Source organism: Winogradskya humida, assembly GCF_016862215.1.
GTDB classification, from domain to species: Bacteria; Actinomycetota; Actinomycetes; order Mycobacteriales; family Micromonosporaceae; genus Actinoplanes; species Actinoplanes humidus.
On sequence record NZ_BOMN01000067.1, the window covers coordinates 1 to 15,173 of the forward strand.

General features: G+C 68.7%; 11 protein-coding genes and 1 pseudogene. 9 read left to right on the forward strand and 3 right to left on the reverse strand.

Going from position 1 to position 15,173, the window contains the following annotated elements; translation table 11 throughout:
* A partial coding sequence (locus Ahu01nite_RS26055) for a hypothetical protein (protein ID WP_203839260.1) occupies positions 1 to 387 on the reverse strand: 387 nt, incomplete at its 3' end.
* Between the two features lie 233 nt (positions 388 to 620).
* Between Ahu01nite_RS26055 and Ahu01nite_RS26060 the strand changes: the two genes are divergently transcribed.
* The gene (locus Ahu01nite_RS26060; RefSeq protein WP_203839261.1) at positions 621 to 3,293 is read left to right on the forward strand and encodes a hypothetical protein; all 2,673 of its coding nucleotides are present in this window, start codon (positions 621 to 623) and stop codon (positions 3,291 to 3,293) included.
* Between the two features lie 238 nt (positions 3,294 to 3,531).
* Here Ahu01nite_RS26060 and Ahu01nite_RS26065 read toward each other — a convergent pair.
* Positions 3,532 to 3,783, reverse strand: a pseudogene (locus tag Ahu01nite_RS26065) (DUF8224 domain-containing phage-derived protein); the annotation flags it as partial.
* Positions 3,784 to 3,935: 152 nt separating this feature from the next.
* Here Ahu01nite_RS26065 and Ahu01nite_RS26070 point away from each other — a divergent pair.
* Together Ahu01nite_RS26070 and Ahu01nite_RS26075 are read left to right on the forward strand one after the other, a co-directional pair.
* Positions 3,936 to 5,477 (forward strand): pectate lyase family protein, encoded by a 1,542-nt coding sequence (locus Ahu01nite_RS26070; protein ID WP_203839262.1) that lies wholly within the window; start codon positions 3,936 to 3,938, stop codon positions 5,475 to 5,477.
* A gap of 26 nt (positions 5,478 to 5,503) precedes the next feature.
* Entirely contained in the window at positions 5,504 to 5,914 is a 411-nt protein-coding gene (locus Ahu01nite_RS26075) for a DoxX family protein (protein WP_239159139.1), read from the forward strand.
* A 6-nt stretch (positions 5,915 to 5,920) separates the two neighbouring features.
* Here the strand turns inward: Ahu01nite_RS26075 and Ahu01nite_RS26080 are convergent, their stop codons facing one another.
* Positions 5,921 to 7,093 carry a M48 family metalloprotease gene (locus tag Ahu01nite_RS26080; protein ID WP_203839263.1) on the reverse strand — a complete coding sequence of 391 codons (1,173 nt, stop codon included), beginning with the start codon at positions 7,091 to 7,093 and terminating at the stop codon, positions 5,921 to 5,923.
* A gap of 260 nt (positions 7,094 to 7,353) precedes the next feature.
* On the opposite strand from Ahu01nite_RS26080, the gene Ahu01nite_RS26085 reads away from it, so the two are divergent.
* The 6 genes from Ahu01nite_RS26085 to Ahu01nite_RS26110 all read left to right on the forward strand — a co-directional run bounded on the left by Ahu01nite_RS26085 (position 7,354) and on the right by Ahu01nite_RS26110 (position 15,054).
* On the forward strand, positions 7,354 to 8,487 hold the full coding sequence (locus Ahu01nite_RS26085) for a hypothetical protein (protein WP_203839264.1): 1,134 nt from the start codon (positions 7,354 to 7,356) through the stop codon (positions 8,485 to 8,487).
* 80 nt (positions 8,488 to 8,567) lie between these two features.
* Positions 8,568 to 9,203 carry a hypothetical protein gene (locus tag Ahu01nite_RS26090; protein WP_203839265.1) on the forward strand — a complete coding sequence of 212 codons (636 nt, stop codon included), beginning with the start codon at positions 8,568 to 8,570 and terminating at the stop codon, positions 9,201 to 9,203.
* A gap of 6 nt (positions 9,204 to 9,209) precedes the next feature.
* Positions 9,210 to 10,052: a phosphotransferase gene (locus tag Ahu01nite_RS26095; protein ID WP_203839266.1), complete on the forward strand. Its 843-nt coding sequence runs from the start codon at positions 9,210 to 9,212 to the stop codon at positions 10,050 to 10,052.
* Positions 10,053 to 10,103: 51 nt separating this feature from the next.
* Entirely contained in the window at positions 10,104 to 13,283 is a 3,180-nt protein-coding gene (locus Ahu01nite_RS26100) for an NACHT domain-containing protein (protein ID WP_203839267.1), read from the forward strand.
* A gap of 321 nt (positions 13,284 to 13,604) precedes the next feature.
* Complete coding sequence (locus Ahu01nite_RS26105; protein WP_239159140.1) at positions 13,605 to 14,603, forward strand: nucleoside hydrolase; 999 nt, start codon at positions 13,605 to 13,607, stop codon at positions 14,601 to 14,603.
* A 10-nt stretch (positions 14,604 to 14,613) separates the two neighbouring features.
* Entirely contained in the window at positions 14,614 to 15,054 is a 441-nt protein-coding gene (locus Ahu01nite_RS26110) for a hypothetical protein (protein WP_203839268.1), read from the forward strand.
* The last annotated feature ends 119 nt before the right edge of the window (positions 15,055 to 15,173 follow it).

Consider the following 15,173-nt stretch of genomic DNA (forward strand, 5'->3'; position numbering starts at 1 on the left):
GTCGACCAGCGCCGAGACGTGCGTGCTGGCGACCACGAGCCGGCGTGCGCCGAGGTCGTCCAGGCGCTCGCCGGCGATCAGGTGCCCGGCCCGGGCTACCGCGACCACCAGAGCCGCATTGGTGAGGTGCCGCAGGTCGCCGGCGAGGACGGCGGCCACGTCGTCCTTGTCGACGGACAGGCCGGGAGCCAGACGGTGGCTGCGGATCACCTCGGCGAGGTGGCGCAGGGAGCCGGGCTGCCGGCGGCGGCGCGGCGGCGGTGATCCGGGCGGCGGGGTGTAGACCCCGACCCGGGCGGCGTGGGTGACCACTGCGTCGAGCTGGGAGACCAGCAGCTGGGCGACGTCGTGCACCTCGGCCCACCACGGAGACAACGGTTCCTGCACCCTGCTCCCCCTTTGGTCAATCCATCGACGACGATAGCTAAGAGCGTCCAACGGGCGGGGGCGAAAGTCGACAACCACAAGCCTCTGTAGTCCCGAACTGTCGTAGGTCTATGCGAAACTGCTCCGCGTTCGGGTCCGTCTGAGGCCCACAGACCATCACGGGGGAACGCGTGCGTGTCCATAAGCGAATATCTGCGCTGATACTGGCTTCGACGCTCGGGTGTGGAGCGGTGGTGGGCCTCGGCGCGCCGGCCTTCGCCGCCGCGGGCAGTCCGACCGAGCTCACCACGGCCGGTCAGGCGTGCGTCACCACGGCGCCCGGGCCTTACCTGAGCCCCTCCCGGCTCAACGACGCCCAGGCCGTCCTGCTCCGTGGCGAATACGATGCCTCGGTCTGGAGCGACGACTCCACCGCCGACTTCCAGGTGTGGGACGTGACCACGCCGGACGAGCCACAGGACTGGAGCGACCGCGGTGGGGCGACAGACGGGCACCTGCTCGTCCAGCTCGAGGATCCGTCGCGGCAGCTGGATGGTGTCACGTATGGCTGGAAGGTGCGGCTGGTGGACGGCGAGGCGTCGTCACCGTGGAGCGACACCTGCTATTACACGGTCGACCGCAGCGGCGGGGCGGCGCCGGCCGTAACGTCCGCGGAGTATCCGCCAGGCGATTGGGATAACTCGAACGGCGAGATCGGCACGGCGGGCTCGTTCACGTTCACCCCGGCTGACGACGACGCGGTCAGCTATCAGTATGACTTCTACGCCGACAACACCTCTGAGCCGAAGCAGACCATCGCGGCGCCTCGGCTCGGCGGGCCGGTGACGATCAGTTGGGCGCCGCGCGCTGCCGGTTACAACTCGCTGACGGTTTATGCGATCGACCGCGCCGGGAACTACTCGGAGCGGCAGGACTACACGTTCTACGTACGCGAGACCCGGCCCTCGGTCTTCTCCGCGGCCTACCAGGAAAGCGCTGGCTACGGCGACCTGAAGTACAACGTCGGGGTGCCCGGCGAGTTCGACTTCGACTCGAACGTCCCGGACACGACGTCGTTCGTGTGGCACATCGACCAGGATGGCCCCTCCGGCACGGCCGACGCCGATTCCGAGGGCAATGCCGCGGTGATGATCGCCCCGGTCAAGGCCAGCTATCAGACGCTCTATGTACGCAGTGTCGCCCGTGACGGTGCGCCGCACCCGGAGCGGGCCTACCGGTTCTACGTGGACAACGCGCCGCAGGTCACCGGGGACATCAACAAGAGCGTCATCATCGGCTCCTCGCTGAAGTTCCACCTCGCGCCGAGGACGGACGACGTCACGGCGTACGTCTACTGGAACGAGGACAGCAGCTCGCACGAGTCCGCGAAGGTCACGATCCCGGCCGACGGGGCCGGGGCAGCCGACCTGACCTGGTTGGCCGACAACACCACCGAGAACACGAACGGCGTCCGGGTGCAGGCCCGCAGCGCCGACGGTACGTTGTCGGAGGCGCGCTGGCTGCCGATCAGTGTCTGGGGTGCCGCGCCCACGGTGAATCGCACCGGTGGCACGGTCGTCGGCAGCACCGCGACGATCACCGTGCGCACCGAGATGACGAACGTCAAGGAGTACGAGGCGGTTCTCAACCGCGACGACGCGACCAAGCAGATCGTGCCCGCGGCGGCGGACGGTACCGCGACGTTCAAGTTCACGCCCACCAAGGCGCAGTACACCTACGTCACGGTCATCGCCCGCAACGCCGCCGGAGTGCACACCGACGAGGGCAGCACGAGCTGGTCCGTCACCGACGGGCCGGCGGTCACCTCAGCCGACTTCCCGGCGAGCGGCTCCGGCCATATGACGGCGGGCACCTTCACGTTCAAGGCGCAGCAGGCCGGGGCGACCGCATTCGTCTATTCGATCGACGGTACCGACCGGTTCCAGGTCGAGGTGCCGGTCGGCGCGGACGGCACCGCCACCACCGCGCCGTGGACGCCGGAAACCTCGGGGTCCTACTCGCTGCACGTGACGAGCAAGACCTCGAACGGCACCAGATCGTCGGAGACCTACTACAGCTTCACCGTCGCGGCCGACCCGGTGACCGTGACATCGGTATCGCCCGGCACGGTCACCCCCGGTGGGGTGCGCACGCTCACGGTCACCGGCTCCGGCTTCCAAAAGGCTAACTACACCGCGGTGCACACGTCTGACGGCAGCTACGTGAGCGGCACGATCACCGGGATCTCGGCCGACCGTAAGACGCTGACCGCCGAGTACGACCTGACCGGGGCAGCCCTCGGAGCGGCCTCGCTGGACGTGCAGGCCGACGGCTACAACTCGCCGGTCACGCTGGCGAACGCGTTCACCGTCGCCAACCAGTCGACGCCGCTCAAGGTGGTGACCGCGCCCGTGATCACCGGCACGGCGGCGGTCGGCTCGACGCTGAAGTCGTCGACCGGCACGTACACGCCGGCTGCCTCGGCCTACACGTACCAGTGGGCTGCCGGCGGCACGGCGATCAGCGGGGCGACCGCCTCGTCCTACGTGGTCAAGCCGGCCGACCTCGGCAAGATGCTCTCGGTCTCGGTCACCGCGACCAAGACCGGTTACCTTCCGGTGACGGAAAAGTCCGCCGCCACGGCTGTGATCGCCAAAGGCCCCGCCGCGGTGAACACGGCTCTACCGAAGATCACCGGTACGGCGAAGGTCGGCAGCACGCTGAATTCGTCGACCGGAACGTGGAAGCCGACGCCCACGTCGTACCGCTACGAGTGGCGGACGGGCGGCACGCTGCTCGCTACCACGGCGTCGCTGAAGCTCACGACCGCGATGCAGGGCAAGAAGATCGCCGTGACGGCGATCGCGGTCCGGGCAGGCTACGAGGACGGCAAGGCGACCAGCACCACCGTCACGGTCACGAAGTAGAAACCGGTACACCGAGGGGCCTGTCCTGCCAGTGATCGACAGGACAGGCCCCGATCACCGGGTCACAGGTTGTTGATCCGGGCCATCAGCTCTGCCTCGGTCAGGTTCTCCAGGACCGCGTCCTGCTTGCGGCCCAGGACGGCCAGCAGCTTCTCCTTCTCGAGCTAATTGGCCGCCGCTGCCTTCGCCACCTGGTCTTCCGCGAGGCGGATGGCGATGACGTGCTTGACGACCTCCAGATCGCGGCGGCGACGACGGAGAAGACCGGGTCGGACCCGGAAACCCCGGACCAGACGGTGCGGATCTGTCCGTTGTGGATCTCGACGACGTTACCGAAGTTCTTGATGAACCCGCGGCAGGTCGAGCAGTCGTACTCGGACCGCTCACGGAACCGCGGATTGGTGCCGGCGGGGAAGGAATCGAGAAACGTGAGCCAGAGTGAGTCCCGGTCGAGACCGTCACCGACAACGTACAACTCGCCCTTCGACATCGCGGACGGGCACCGGCAGACGGGCGCCGGCGGCCGGCTGCCGGTGGGAACGGCGACCGCTGCAAACTTCCTGCACATCAAAATCGTTGACACCCGGGGCGTACTCACATTTAACTTCGTCTATTGGTGTCATATTTGAAGGTGGGACGATAATGAGAAGAACAGCGCTATTGATGGGGCTCGCCGCCATCACCACGGCGGCAATCGGCGTCGCCCTTCCGATCTCCGGGGCGGACGCCGCGACCGGCACCGTCACCGGCTTCGCGACCCGCAACGGCGGCACGACCGGCGGCGCGGGCGGCGCCACCGTGCGGGCCACCACCGGCACCGCGATCCACACCGCGCTGTGCGGCCGGGCCAGCAGCAGCACCCCGATCATCATCGAGGTCAGCGGCACCATCAACCACGGCAACACCACGAAGGTATCGGGCGCCAGCTGCAACACCGCCGCCGACGTGATCGAGCTCAAGCAGATCAGCAACGTCACGATCATCGGGGTCGGCAGCGGCGCGGTCTTCGACCAGCTGGGGATCCACATCCGGGAATCCAGCAACATCATCATTCAGAACGTGACCGTACGGAACGTCAAGAAGTCGGGCTCCCCCACGTCGAACGGCGGCGACGCCATCGGCATGGAGTCCGATGTGCGCAACGTCTGGGTCGACCACGTCAACCTGGAAGCGTCGGGCGGCGAGTCGGAAGGATACGACGGCCTGTTCGACATGAAGGCCAATGTGCAGTACGTGACGTTGTCCTACAGCACTCTGCGCAATTCCGGACGCGGCGGCCTGATCGGCTCCAGTGAGAGCGACCGCACGAACGGCTACGTCACGTTCCACCACAACCTTTATCAGAACATCGATTCGCGTACGCCGTTGTTGCGCGGCGGAATCGCGCACATCTACAACAACTATTACGTGAGCCTCAACGAGTCCGGCATCAACTCCCGGGCCGGCGCGAGCGCCAAGGTGGACAACAACTACTTCGAGGACTCCAAGGACGTCCTGGGCACGTTCTACACGTCCGAGGCCGGGTTCTGGCAGGTCAGCGGCAACATCTTCGACAACGTGACGTGGTCCAGCCCCGGGACCGACAACAATCCCGCGGGGCCCAACCCGGTTTCCAACACCACGGTGAGCATTCCGTACGCGTACACGCTCGACGCCGCTAGCTGCGTACCCTCGATCGTCAGCCTGACAGCCGGCGCCAACAACGGCCTGCAGGTCTCCAACGGCAGTTGCTCGACAGCGCAGCCGACAACCTCCGCACCCACCACTCCCACCCCCACTCCGACGACCCCTGTACCCACCACCCCGCCGCCGTCGTCAGGGACAAACCTGAGTATCGGCGCCGGCTCCGACGGTTCCAGCAAGGCAACGGGTACGGGCTACGGCGACGTCCGCGACGCCAGCCTCACCACCTACTGGTCACCGGTGGGCACGACCGGAGACATCTCGATCAAGTGGGGTACGGCGACCACGGTCTCGCGGGCCGTCATCCGCGAGGCGTCCGGCTCCGCGGGCACCATCGGATCGTGGCAGGTCATCAACTACGGCAGCGGAGCCGTCCTCGCCTCCGGCACCGGAGCGGGCACCATCACGTTCCCCGCGACGTCCCTGACCAAGCTCACGTTCCGCATCCTCACCGCGAGCGCCACCCCCAAGGTCGCCGAGTACGAGACCTACGCCGGCTGAACCCAGGACCTGGAAGAATCCCCCGGATGCTGCGTGTGATCGGTCAAGTGGCCCTGGGTGCTTTCCTTCTCGTCGCGGGCACGACCCATCTGACGGTCGCCCGCGACGAGTTCCAGGCCCAGGTGCCACCGTGGCTTCCCCTCAACCCGGGTTTCGTCGTCATCGCGTCCGGAGTCGTCGAGATCGCCCTCGGCCTGGCCCTGCTGGCCGCCTGGCGGCAACCGCTCCGGGGTCTCACCGGAGCGGTGGTGGCGCTGTTCTTCCTCGCGGTCCTCCCCGGCAACATCGCCCAGCTGACCGAGCACCGCGACGCATTCGGCCTGAACACCGACACCGCCCGCGCGGTCCGCCTGCTCTTTCAGCCCCTGCTCATCCTCTGGGCCCTGACCACCACCCACGCCGTCGCTACCCTGCGCTCTCTGCGCACCCCCGTGTGACCCGGGTCAGTCGCGGCGCATCTGCTGGGCGAGCTGCTCGGCCAGCGGTGCCAGCTCCGCCTGCAGGCATTCGGCCTCCATCGGGGTGACGACAACAGCGGGATCCACGTACGGCTGGTTGCTCACCCACTGCCGCCGGCGCCCCGACGACGGATGCCGGGCCAGCAACGACGCATCCTCCCGCATGGACAGTTGACGCAGCACCGGCAGGAACTCCGCCCGGCGCGCCTGCGTGTCGGCGAGCAGTGCCCGCCACCGCTGCGCGGCCTCGCCGTGCGCAACCCGCGGGTGCAGCAGATCGGTGAGCCCCGGCATCAGCACCAACGCGTCGAGCATCTCCAGCGTGGCACGTGACCCGCCCGCCCGGACCGCCATCGAATCGGCCCGGACCTCCGCCCGGCGATCCTCCCCGGCGGCCAGCAGGAACATCCCCAGATGGGCGCTGAACAACACGAACGACACCATCCCGGCGATCACCTGCCACGCGGTGAACGCCATCAGCAACAGGCCGGAAAGATCCTTGTCGACACCGTCACCCCGGGGCGGCGCGACAATCCGCGAGAGCGCGCCGAACACCGTCCGCGCGGGCTGCTCGAGAAGCCGCCGGAACCCGTCCTGATACGCCAGATGCCCGAGCTCATGCCCGATCACCGCGACCAACTGCTGCTCGGTGAGGGCGAGAATCATCGGCAACCCCAGCGCCAGCACCTTCGTCCGCCGAAACCCGACCACAGCGGCCCAAGCGTTGAACTCGGTGTCCACCACCAGCAGATCCGGCCGGGGAGCCCCGGTCTTCTCGGCGGCCCGGTCGACGAGCCCCCGCAGCACCGGCGCACTGCCGGCATCGAGCACCCACCCACCGGCAACCGCGTCCTTGCGACTGCCGAGCCGGGGCCGCAACACCCAGGCCAACCCGAGAAGAGCAGCCCCGGCGGCGATCGGCGGCAGCAATCGCCCGGTGACAATCAGCCAGACCCCCGCCAGTGCCAGGGCGAGCACCCCGGCCCCGAGCAGCATCGAGACGCCTAGCAGAACCACCCGCCCAGCCGTAACCCGCCGCCCGACAGCCCGCTCATCGCGCCCCGCCAGCACCCGGTCACCCCGGAACCCGGCCCGCCGGTCGAGCAGCACCATCCGCCGCCCGAACCACCCGCCATCGCCACCCACGAAAGCGTCCAAATTCCACTCACAGGCACCACACCACGAGGGTCGATCGCCCACCGTAACCAGCACTCCGGAACACTGAGGACAAACCCCCGTCGATGTCAGCACCGGCGCATTAGATCATTCCCGCACCCGAAACCTTCACCACAGCCGGATTGTCCTATCACCGAGCACCGTGGACATCCAGCGGCGGGGAGGATACTCTCCGGCGTCCATTGATCCCGGGGGAGGATTTCATGTACGTGTCCCGAATTCGCAATGTTCTGTTAGGCGCAGTGATCATCGGTGCTGCGATCGCACTTCCCACCGCCGCCCATGCCGCTCCGCAGGATTTGACGCTCACCATCAAGGACGGCATCACCACCGAGGGTGGGAAGCAGTTCCCGATCCGCCTCCGGGTGCCGGACATGCAGGAGGGCTTCTTCATCGAGGATGTCCAGGTCGCGATCGACACCACGGACATCACCTCCGTGACCGCGCTGGCCACCATCGCGCCGGGCGCCACCCCGGAGTGCACCACGGCGGGCACGGTCACCACCTGCGATCTGGGTTCGATCGGCAGCGCGGACGATGACGCCCAGCCCACCATGCTGGTCACGGCGAAGCCCGGTACGGCGCCCGGCAGCACCGGCAAGCTCAAGGTCACCCTCACCGCGAAGGGGATCGAGCCCCTCGTCGCCGCCCCGGCGGTGACCGTTGCGGAGCAGGTCGACCTGGCGATCAGCGATGCCCCTGCGACGGTCGAGGCCAAGCCCGGTGAGCTGGTGCCCCTCGGCGTCCGGATCACCAATCGGGGCACCAACGCGATTCCCGGCGTTGCCCTGCGCATCGGCGGTGGGGGTCCCCTCACCCGGCGTGGCAGCTTCGACAACTGCTACCACCTGAACAACGACGTCGAGACGTTCTGCCGCTTCGAGACGACGCTCGAGCCCGGTAAGACGTACGTGGTCGACGGCACTGTCCTGGGGGTCCGCAAGGACGCCAAGCCCGGCCAGGATTCGTACGCCGCCGCGGTCTGGACTCTCGACGACATCGATGATCTCGGCATCATGAGCGACTACCCGCACGACAGCGGCGCCCCGCTCAAGCTCGTCGAGCTGCCCGCCGTGGCCGCGGCCGCGCGGGTGCCCGCCTCGGACCCGGACTTCAGCGACAACCTCGCCGAGGGCAAGGTCACCATCCTGGCCGGCCTGTCGCCGTCTCCGTCGCCGTCATTGTCCGCTCCCACCGCCACTCCCACGACCACCCCGCCCGTCGCAGGCGGCGACACCGGCGGCGAGGGCGGCGGCGGCACCCTGCCGATCACCGGCTCCCCGGTCGGCCTGATCGCCTCAATCGGCGCAGGCGCCCTGCTCATCGGCATCCTCGGCCTCGTCGCCACCCGCCGCCGTGCCCGGTTCACCGCCTGACCGAAGCAGATCTGACCGAAGCAGACCAGGGTGGTACGGCATTCAGCTGTGCCACCCTGCCCGCGTTCTAGGGTGATCAGGTGACGACTATCGCGACGCTGCGGGAAAAGCTCGATCTGCTTCGGTCGGTCGAAACCCAACGACGGTTCGGCACCGTCATCGGGCCCGGCGTCGAGCTCGCTCCCATCCCGGCGCTGCCTGCGGGCACCACCGAGGTGTTCAGCCTGTCCGACCGGCTGGAAGGGAACTATCTGCTGTTCAAGCCGCCGAGCTCCATCCGCACGCCGACCGCATGGCGGGAGCGTACCTCGGACAACTTCGCCCTGGGTGAGGCGCTGGTGGTCGGCGCCGAAATCTTCAGCAACCCCGAATTCCTGCCGGGTGAAGATGAATCCGGCGAGGATGAATCCGGCGAGGACACGATGGGGTACGGCGGCGCGCCCATCCGGATGAGCCTCGCCGACGGTCACGTCTATTACATCGACCCCGAGGACTACGTTTTCCTCTACAAGAACCCCGACGCCGATAACGTGGAGGTCGAGGTTCTCGCCCCCGATCTCATGACATTCCTCGACCGGTACGTACTCGGCGACCAGTACCCCCGACTCGTCGAAGTGGTCCTCAGCCCGGAGGTCGCGGAGCAGCGCCACCGAAAGACCGGCGACTACGTGGACAGTTGGCGGCGTCTTCTGATCGCCGCCGGGCTGGCTGCGTAGAGTTCGATGCGAGCGGCGGATCTTCCGAAGGCAACCGGTGCGGCGCTGTCGATAGCGGCAGATCTCGGTCTGGCTGCTGACGACGCGGTTGTTCTTCAGAATTCGAACAAGGCGAGTCTGCGGCTGCTGCCCTGTGACGTCTTGGCCCGCGTGGCACCCGTACAGGACGGGATCGCGCAGTTTGAAATTGACGTCGCGCAACGACTGACGGAGGCCGGGAGTCCGATTGCGGCTCTTGATCCCCGGGTTGAGCCACGGGTCTACGAGCGGACCGGGTACGCGGTCACGTTCTGGACCTTCCACGAAACCGTCACCGGTGACGAGATCGCACCAGCCGATTACGCCGATGCGCTTCACGAACTGCACAGAGCAATGCGCACGATTGAGGTACGCACACCGCACTTCACCGATCGCGTCGCGCAGGCGCAGCACCTCGTGGAAAACCGTGACCTCACGCCGGAACTCGCCGAGGCCGACCGGCAGCTCCTCGACTCCGTGCTGCGGCGGCCCGTCCGCGGAACCGATCAGCTTTTGCACGGCGAACCGCACCCGGGGAACGTACTGAAATCGAAGGGTGGGTTGCTGTTCATCGATCTTGAGACGTGTTGCCGTGGGCCTGTCGAATTTGATCTGGCCCATGCGCCCGAGGAGGTCGGCGAGCGTTATCCGGGTGTCGATCGGGGGCTTCTGAAGGAGTGCCGGGTTCTGGTGCTGGCGATGATCACGACGTGGCGCTGGGATCGGGAGGATCAGCTTCCGGATGGGCGGCGGCTGGGGATGCAGTGGCTTGCGGAGATTCGGGCGTACGAGGGCTGGCAATCCCCCGGATCGGCGGTTGGGTCCGGCTGATGGCGTCGAGATAATGGGGGTCGTCGGTCGGCGGGCGAGGCGGTGGTGGCCGTGGAGAAGGCCTGGCGCACGGTTCTCACGCTGCTTGTGCTCTTCGCGGCGCCGCTGGTTGCCGGGTGGCGGGCCCTGGTCGAGCGGAGCCCGGGGGTCGCGCTGCTCGTCGCGGCCGCGTGGCTGGGGGTGGTGGCGGCCGGCTGGTTGTTCTGGCGGATCGCGTCCCAGTCGGTCGATCAGCATCTCGGGGAGTGGGCGACGGCCTTCGACCGGCTGGTCCGGCGGCGGCTGAGCCGCTACGGCAAGGTGTACGCGCAGTGGGTCATGGACTCCCGCCGGTTCCTCGACGCCAAGGGGCTCGCCACCGTCGGCATGTTCAGTCCCGAGATGGACGAGGTGTTCGTCGACGTCGGACTCGCCGCGCGGGCGCCGCGGCAGGTGCATCCGGGTCTGGTCGGGCCCGCGCCCGCCGATGACGCCCAGCGGCGTTCCATCCGGGACTTCCTCGATCACGAGCAGCCCGTCGTCCTGGCGGTCATCGGTGCCCCGGGCAGCGGGAAGACGACCCTGCTCAACCATGTCGCCCGGGTCACGGCCCGCTCGGTCCACGAGCGTCGCCGCGGCATCCCGGTGGTGCTGCAGCTGCGCGACCACGCCGCCACCGTGGCCGCCGAACCCGGCATCTCCCTGGCGGAGCTCGTTCGCCGCGCGCTGCCGACGCTGACCGAGTCCGAGCCCGCCGGGTGGTGGGACCATCAGCTCGCCCGGGGCAGGTGCGTCGTGCTGCTGGACGGGCTGGACGAGGTGGCCAACGCCGATCAGCGCCGCGACATAGTGGCCTGGGTGAACGAGCGGATCGCGCTTCACCCGCGCAACGACTTCGTCGTGACGTCGCGGCCGCACGGCTACCGGGACGCGTACGTGGCTTCGGCGACGACCCTGCAGATCCTCTCGTTCACCCCGGATCAGGTACGCCAGTTCCTGCACACGTGGTACCGGGCGGTGGAGGAACGCGCGACCGGGACCACCGGCCGCGACGTCGAGATGCTCGCCCGGGAGGCGGCCGACGACCTGCTCGACCGGCTGGCGACGGCTCCGGCGCTCTACGACCTGACCATCAACCCGCTGCTGCTGACGATGATCGCGAACGTGCACCGGTTCCGCCGGTCGCTGCCGAACAGCCGTGCCGATCTGTACGGCGAGGTGTGCGAGGTGATGCTGTGGCGCCGGCAGGAGGCGAAGCGGATGGAGCTGGACCTGCCCGGGATCAGCAAGCAGCGCATCCTCGCCTGGCTGGCGTTCGAGATGATGCGCAAGGGCACCCGGGACGTCACGAGGCGGGTTCTGCTCGACGGCGTCCGGCCCCGGTTGCAGCGGGTGTCCGCCACGATCACTCCGGAGGAGTTCGTCAACGACATCGGGTCCAACGGGCTGCTCGTCGAGCGCGAGCGCGATCAGTACGAGTTCGCGCACCTGACTTTCCAGGAGTATCTCGCCGCCCGCTACATCCAGGAGCACGGCCTGGAACAGGTCCTGGTGACCGCGGTGGACGACCCCTGGTGGCGCGAGACGACGCTGCTCTACCTCGCCGGGGCCGACGCCGACCCGATCGTCGAGGCCGCGCTGAGGTCCGGGACGCCCACCGCGCTCTCACTCGCCTTCGAATGCGACGAGATCGGGGCGGAGCTCGCTCCCGAACTGCGCGAGCGGCTCACCGGGGTGCTGCGGGAGGCCTTCGCCCCGCAGGCGAGCCCGGAGAGCCGGCGGCTGGTGGCCGGAGTGCTGGCCAGCCGGCATCGGCGCCTGCTCGTGCCCGCCGGCCAGGACGGCACCCGGGTCTGCCCGGAAGCCGTCGGCGCCGATCTCTACTGGCTGTTCCGTCAGGACACCGGGACGCCCGCTCCGGATGCCGGGACGCCCCGGTCATCGGCGGCACCGGCGCGGGGGATGTGGAGCAGCGATGCCGTCGCCTTCGTACGCTGGATCAACCGGGTGGCCGGGGTGGGCGGCCCGGTGCCACAGGGCACCGGCGTGCTCTACCGGCTGCCCACCGCCGCCGAGCTCGACGCGCTGGCCACGGGCGGCGGGCCGGCGTCGCAGCTGTTGAGCAACACCGTCCGCAGGGCATGGCACACGGGCGGGCGCGATGAGCCACCATCGGTGTGGTGCGCCCCCGGGGTCGAGCCCGCGAACGTCGTGACCCCGGGTGTACTCCTGGCTGCTCTCGTCGCGGACCTGCGAGGTTCCGGTCTGCTCCCCCGGCTCCTGACGCTCACCGCGGTGGGGGCGGCCGGGCGCCTGGACCCGGCCGGGCGGCCGATCCGTGACGCTGCCCGGGAGATCGCGCGGGGCATGGCGTCGCTGCGGTCCGGGCAGGACGCCGCCGGCCTGGAGAATTCGCCGGCGCTGGAGGACCTGCGTGGGCATCTGGCCCGCGCCCGCCGGGAGACCACGAAGATCGATCGCGCCCTGCAGCATCTGCAGTCGATCCACGGGGACGACGCCGCGGTGGTGGGCCGGGTCCTCGGCCGCTTCCCGATCGACGAGGTCGTCCACAGCCTCACCCGGGCCGCCTCGCTGGGCCGCGACGTCGCCATCGCGCAGGATTGGAACAGGGACCTCGGGGTCGACCAGGTGCTGCCCGTCGCCATCACGATCCAGCGTCAGGTGCACCGCGCCCGCCAGCAGTACGGCGACAAGTCGCACTCCCAGCCCGGGCCACCGGCATCCCTGCTGGAACGGTGTCTCGCCGTGGACAAGGACCGGCACCCCCAAGTCACCGGCGATGCCCTGGGCAAAGTGGTCACCGACATGCTGAAACCCCGGCCCGTCGGCGACGAGAAGGACGACGCCACCCTCTTCGTGACCGCGCTGCTGCGCCTGGCGACCGGCGGCGATCCCGAGCCGGCAACCGTGGACCTGGGACGCCTGACCGGCCGGCTCCAGGTCATCCTGGATCCGGTCGGCCGGCGTTCCAGTGCACCGGAATGGGCCAACTCCGTTCTCCACGGCCTACGGGCGGCGGCCGTTCCGATGCTGGAGAGACGAGCAACCCTGACCGCGGAGACGGCGACCAGGGTGCGCCTGCCGGCTCTGGTGCTGGCCGCCGAGGCGGTGGCGGGCGGGCGCCGGGAGATGGCCGCCGACCTGCGTCACCTGGCCGCGGCCACCTGCCTGATCCAGCGCCGTACCCGCGGCACCGACGTGCTCGAAACCCTCGTGCTGGCGACGGCGTGACGGCATCAGAGCTCGGCTCGGTTGAGGCTCCGAGGATCGTCGGGGGCCTGGTACCGGGCGTACAGGCCGCCGCGGGCGACTCTGCGCCAGGGCCGGGCGTAGTTCCTGTTGGCTGTCATGGGGCCTCCGCTGTCCCGCACGTCGATCCCCCGCGCGATCAGGACGTCCGAGACGAACGAGCCAGGACAGTAACCCGAGACGAGAGTCCCTTTGCCTCCGTCGAGGACCGCGCAGCGGGGGCGGTCACAGGAGGTTCGGCGTGGGCCACGCCGGATCCGACGTTAGCAGCTCCGACGAGGAAGCGGCATCTATCGTCGGGGGATGGGAGACGTCGCTGCGGTGCCGGTGATCATCGACTGCGATCCGGGGCATGATGATGCGCTGGCGTTGCTGCTCGCTGTGGGTGATCCGCGGTTGCGGCTGCTCGGGGTCACCACCGTGGCCGGTAATCAGACGCTCGCCAAGACGACCTCGAACGCGCTGAAGATTCTCGCGCTCGCCGGTGCGATCGATGTTCCGGTGGCTGCCGGCTGTGATCGGCCGTTGGTCGGGGAGCTCACCGTGGCCGGGGACATCCACGGTGAGTCCGGGCTGGATGGGCCCGATCTCGATGTGCCGGTGGGCGAGGCCGCGGGCGTGCACGGGGTCGAGCTGATGCGGCGGCTCATTCTGGGCTACGGGGAGCCGGTCACCCTGATCGCCACCGGGCCGCTGACAAATGTTGCTCTGCTGCTGCGCAGGCACCCCGAGGTCTTACCGTACGTTCGCCGCGTCGTCTTCATGGGCGGCTCGACCGATCGGGGCAACACCACGCCCTACGGCGAGTTCAACATCGTCACCGATCCCGAGGCCGCCGACATCGTGCTGCGGTCGGGGCTGCCGGTGACGATGATCGGGCTGAACGTCACGCATCAGGCGCTGGCGACCACGCAGATCATCGAGGAGTTCCGCGGGATGGGCACCCGGCTGGGCGTCATCTGCGCGGACCTGATGACGTTCTTCGCGAGCACCTACCGCCGGGTGTTCGGGTTCGAGCATCCCCCGGTGCACGATCCGATCGCCGTCGCGTGTGTCATCGACCCGTCGATCATCGTGACCGTCGCGGTGCCGGTCGCCGTTGAGCTCGTCGGGGCGTACACCAAGGGTGCGACTGTTGTTGATCTTCATGGCCGGAGCGGGGCCGTCGCAAACGCGGACGTTGCCGTGGGGATCGAGGTGGAGGCGTTCTGGCGGTTGCTCATGGCGGCGGTGCGGAGGGTGGGGCTAGGCCCACTGAACCCTCCGTCTACACCGATTCCGCCCGTTCGCCGCGCTCCGTAGCGTCATCAGCATGGAAAACATGACGCACGCCGCCACCGCCACCGCCGCCACCGCCGCCCCCACCGCCGCGCAGGATGCACTCGGGGTGGTTGCGACCTGCTTCAAGGCGTACACCGCGCTCAGTGGGATCGCCCTGGCGGCCACCATCGCGATGGCGGGCACGGGGCACACCGTGAACACCTTCATGTGGGTTCGCAGCATTCTGCTGCCGATCATCGCCGTGGTTCTCTACCAGGTGACCCTCGCCGCTTCCCGGGGCTCCGCCAGGGCCTTCGACCGGATCCGCGCGGTGACCATGATCCTGCCGATCGCGATCATCGCCGTCGACCTGATCCCCGGGGTCTGCCCGTCCTGGTACGCCGCCATGCAGGCCGTCTGCATGATCCCGGTCATCGTGGCCGCCGTCGTCACCCGACAGGCCGCCCTGCGCGCAGCGTTCCCGAAGGCCTGACACCGAACCGGGGTCCGGCAACGAACGAAGGCCTGACAACCGGATCGGACCCGGATCACACCTCAGGAATACTCTAGGTAGCCAAATAACTACCGATTGCTAGGGTCGCCACCGCCGAA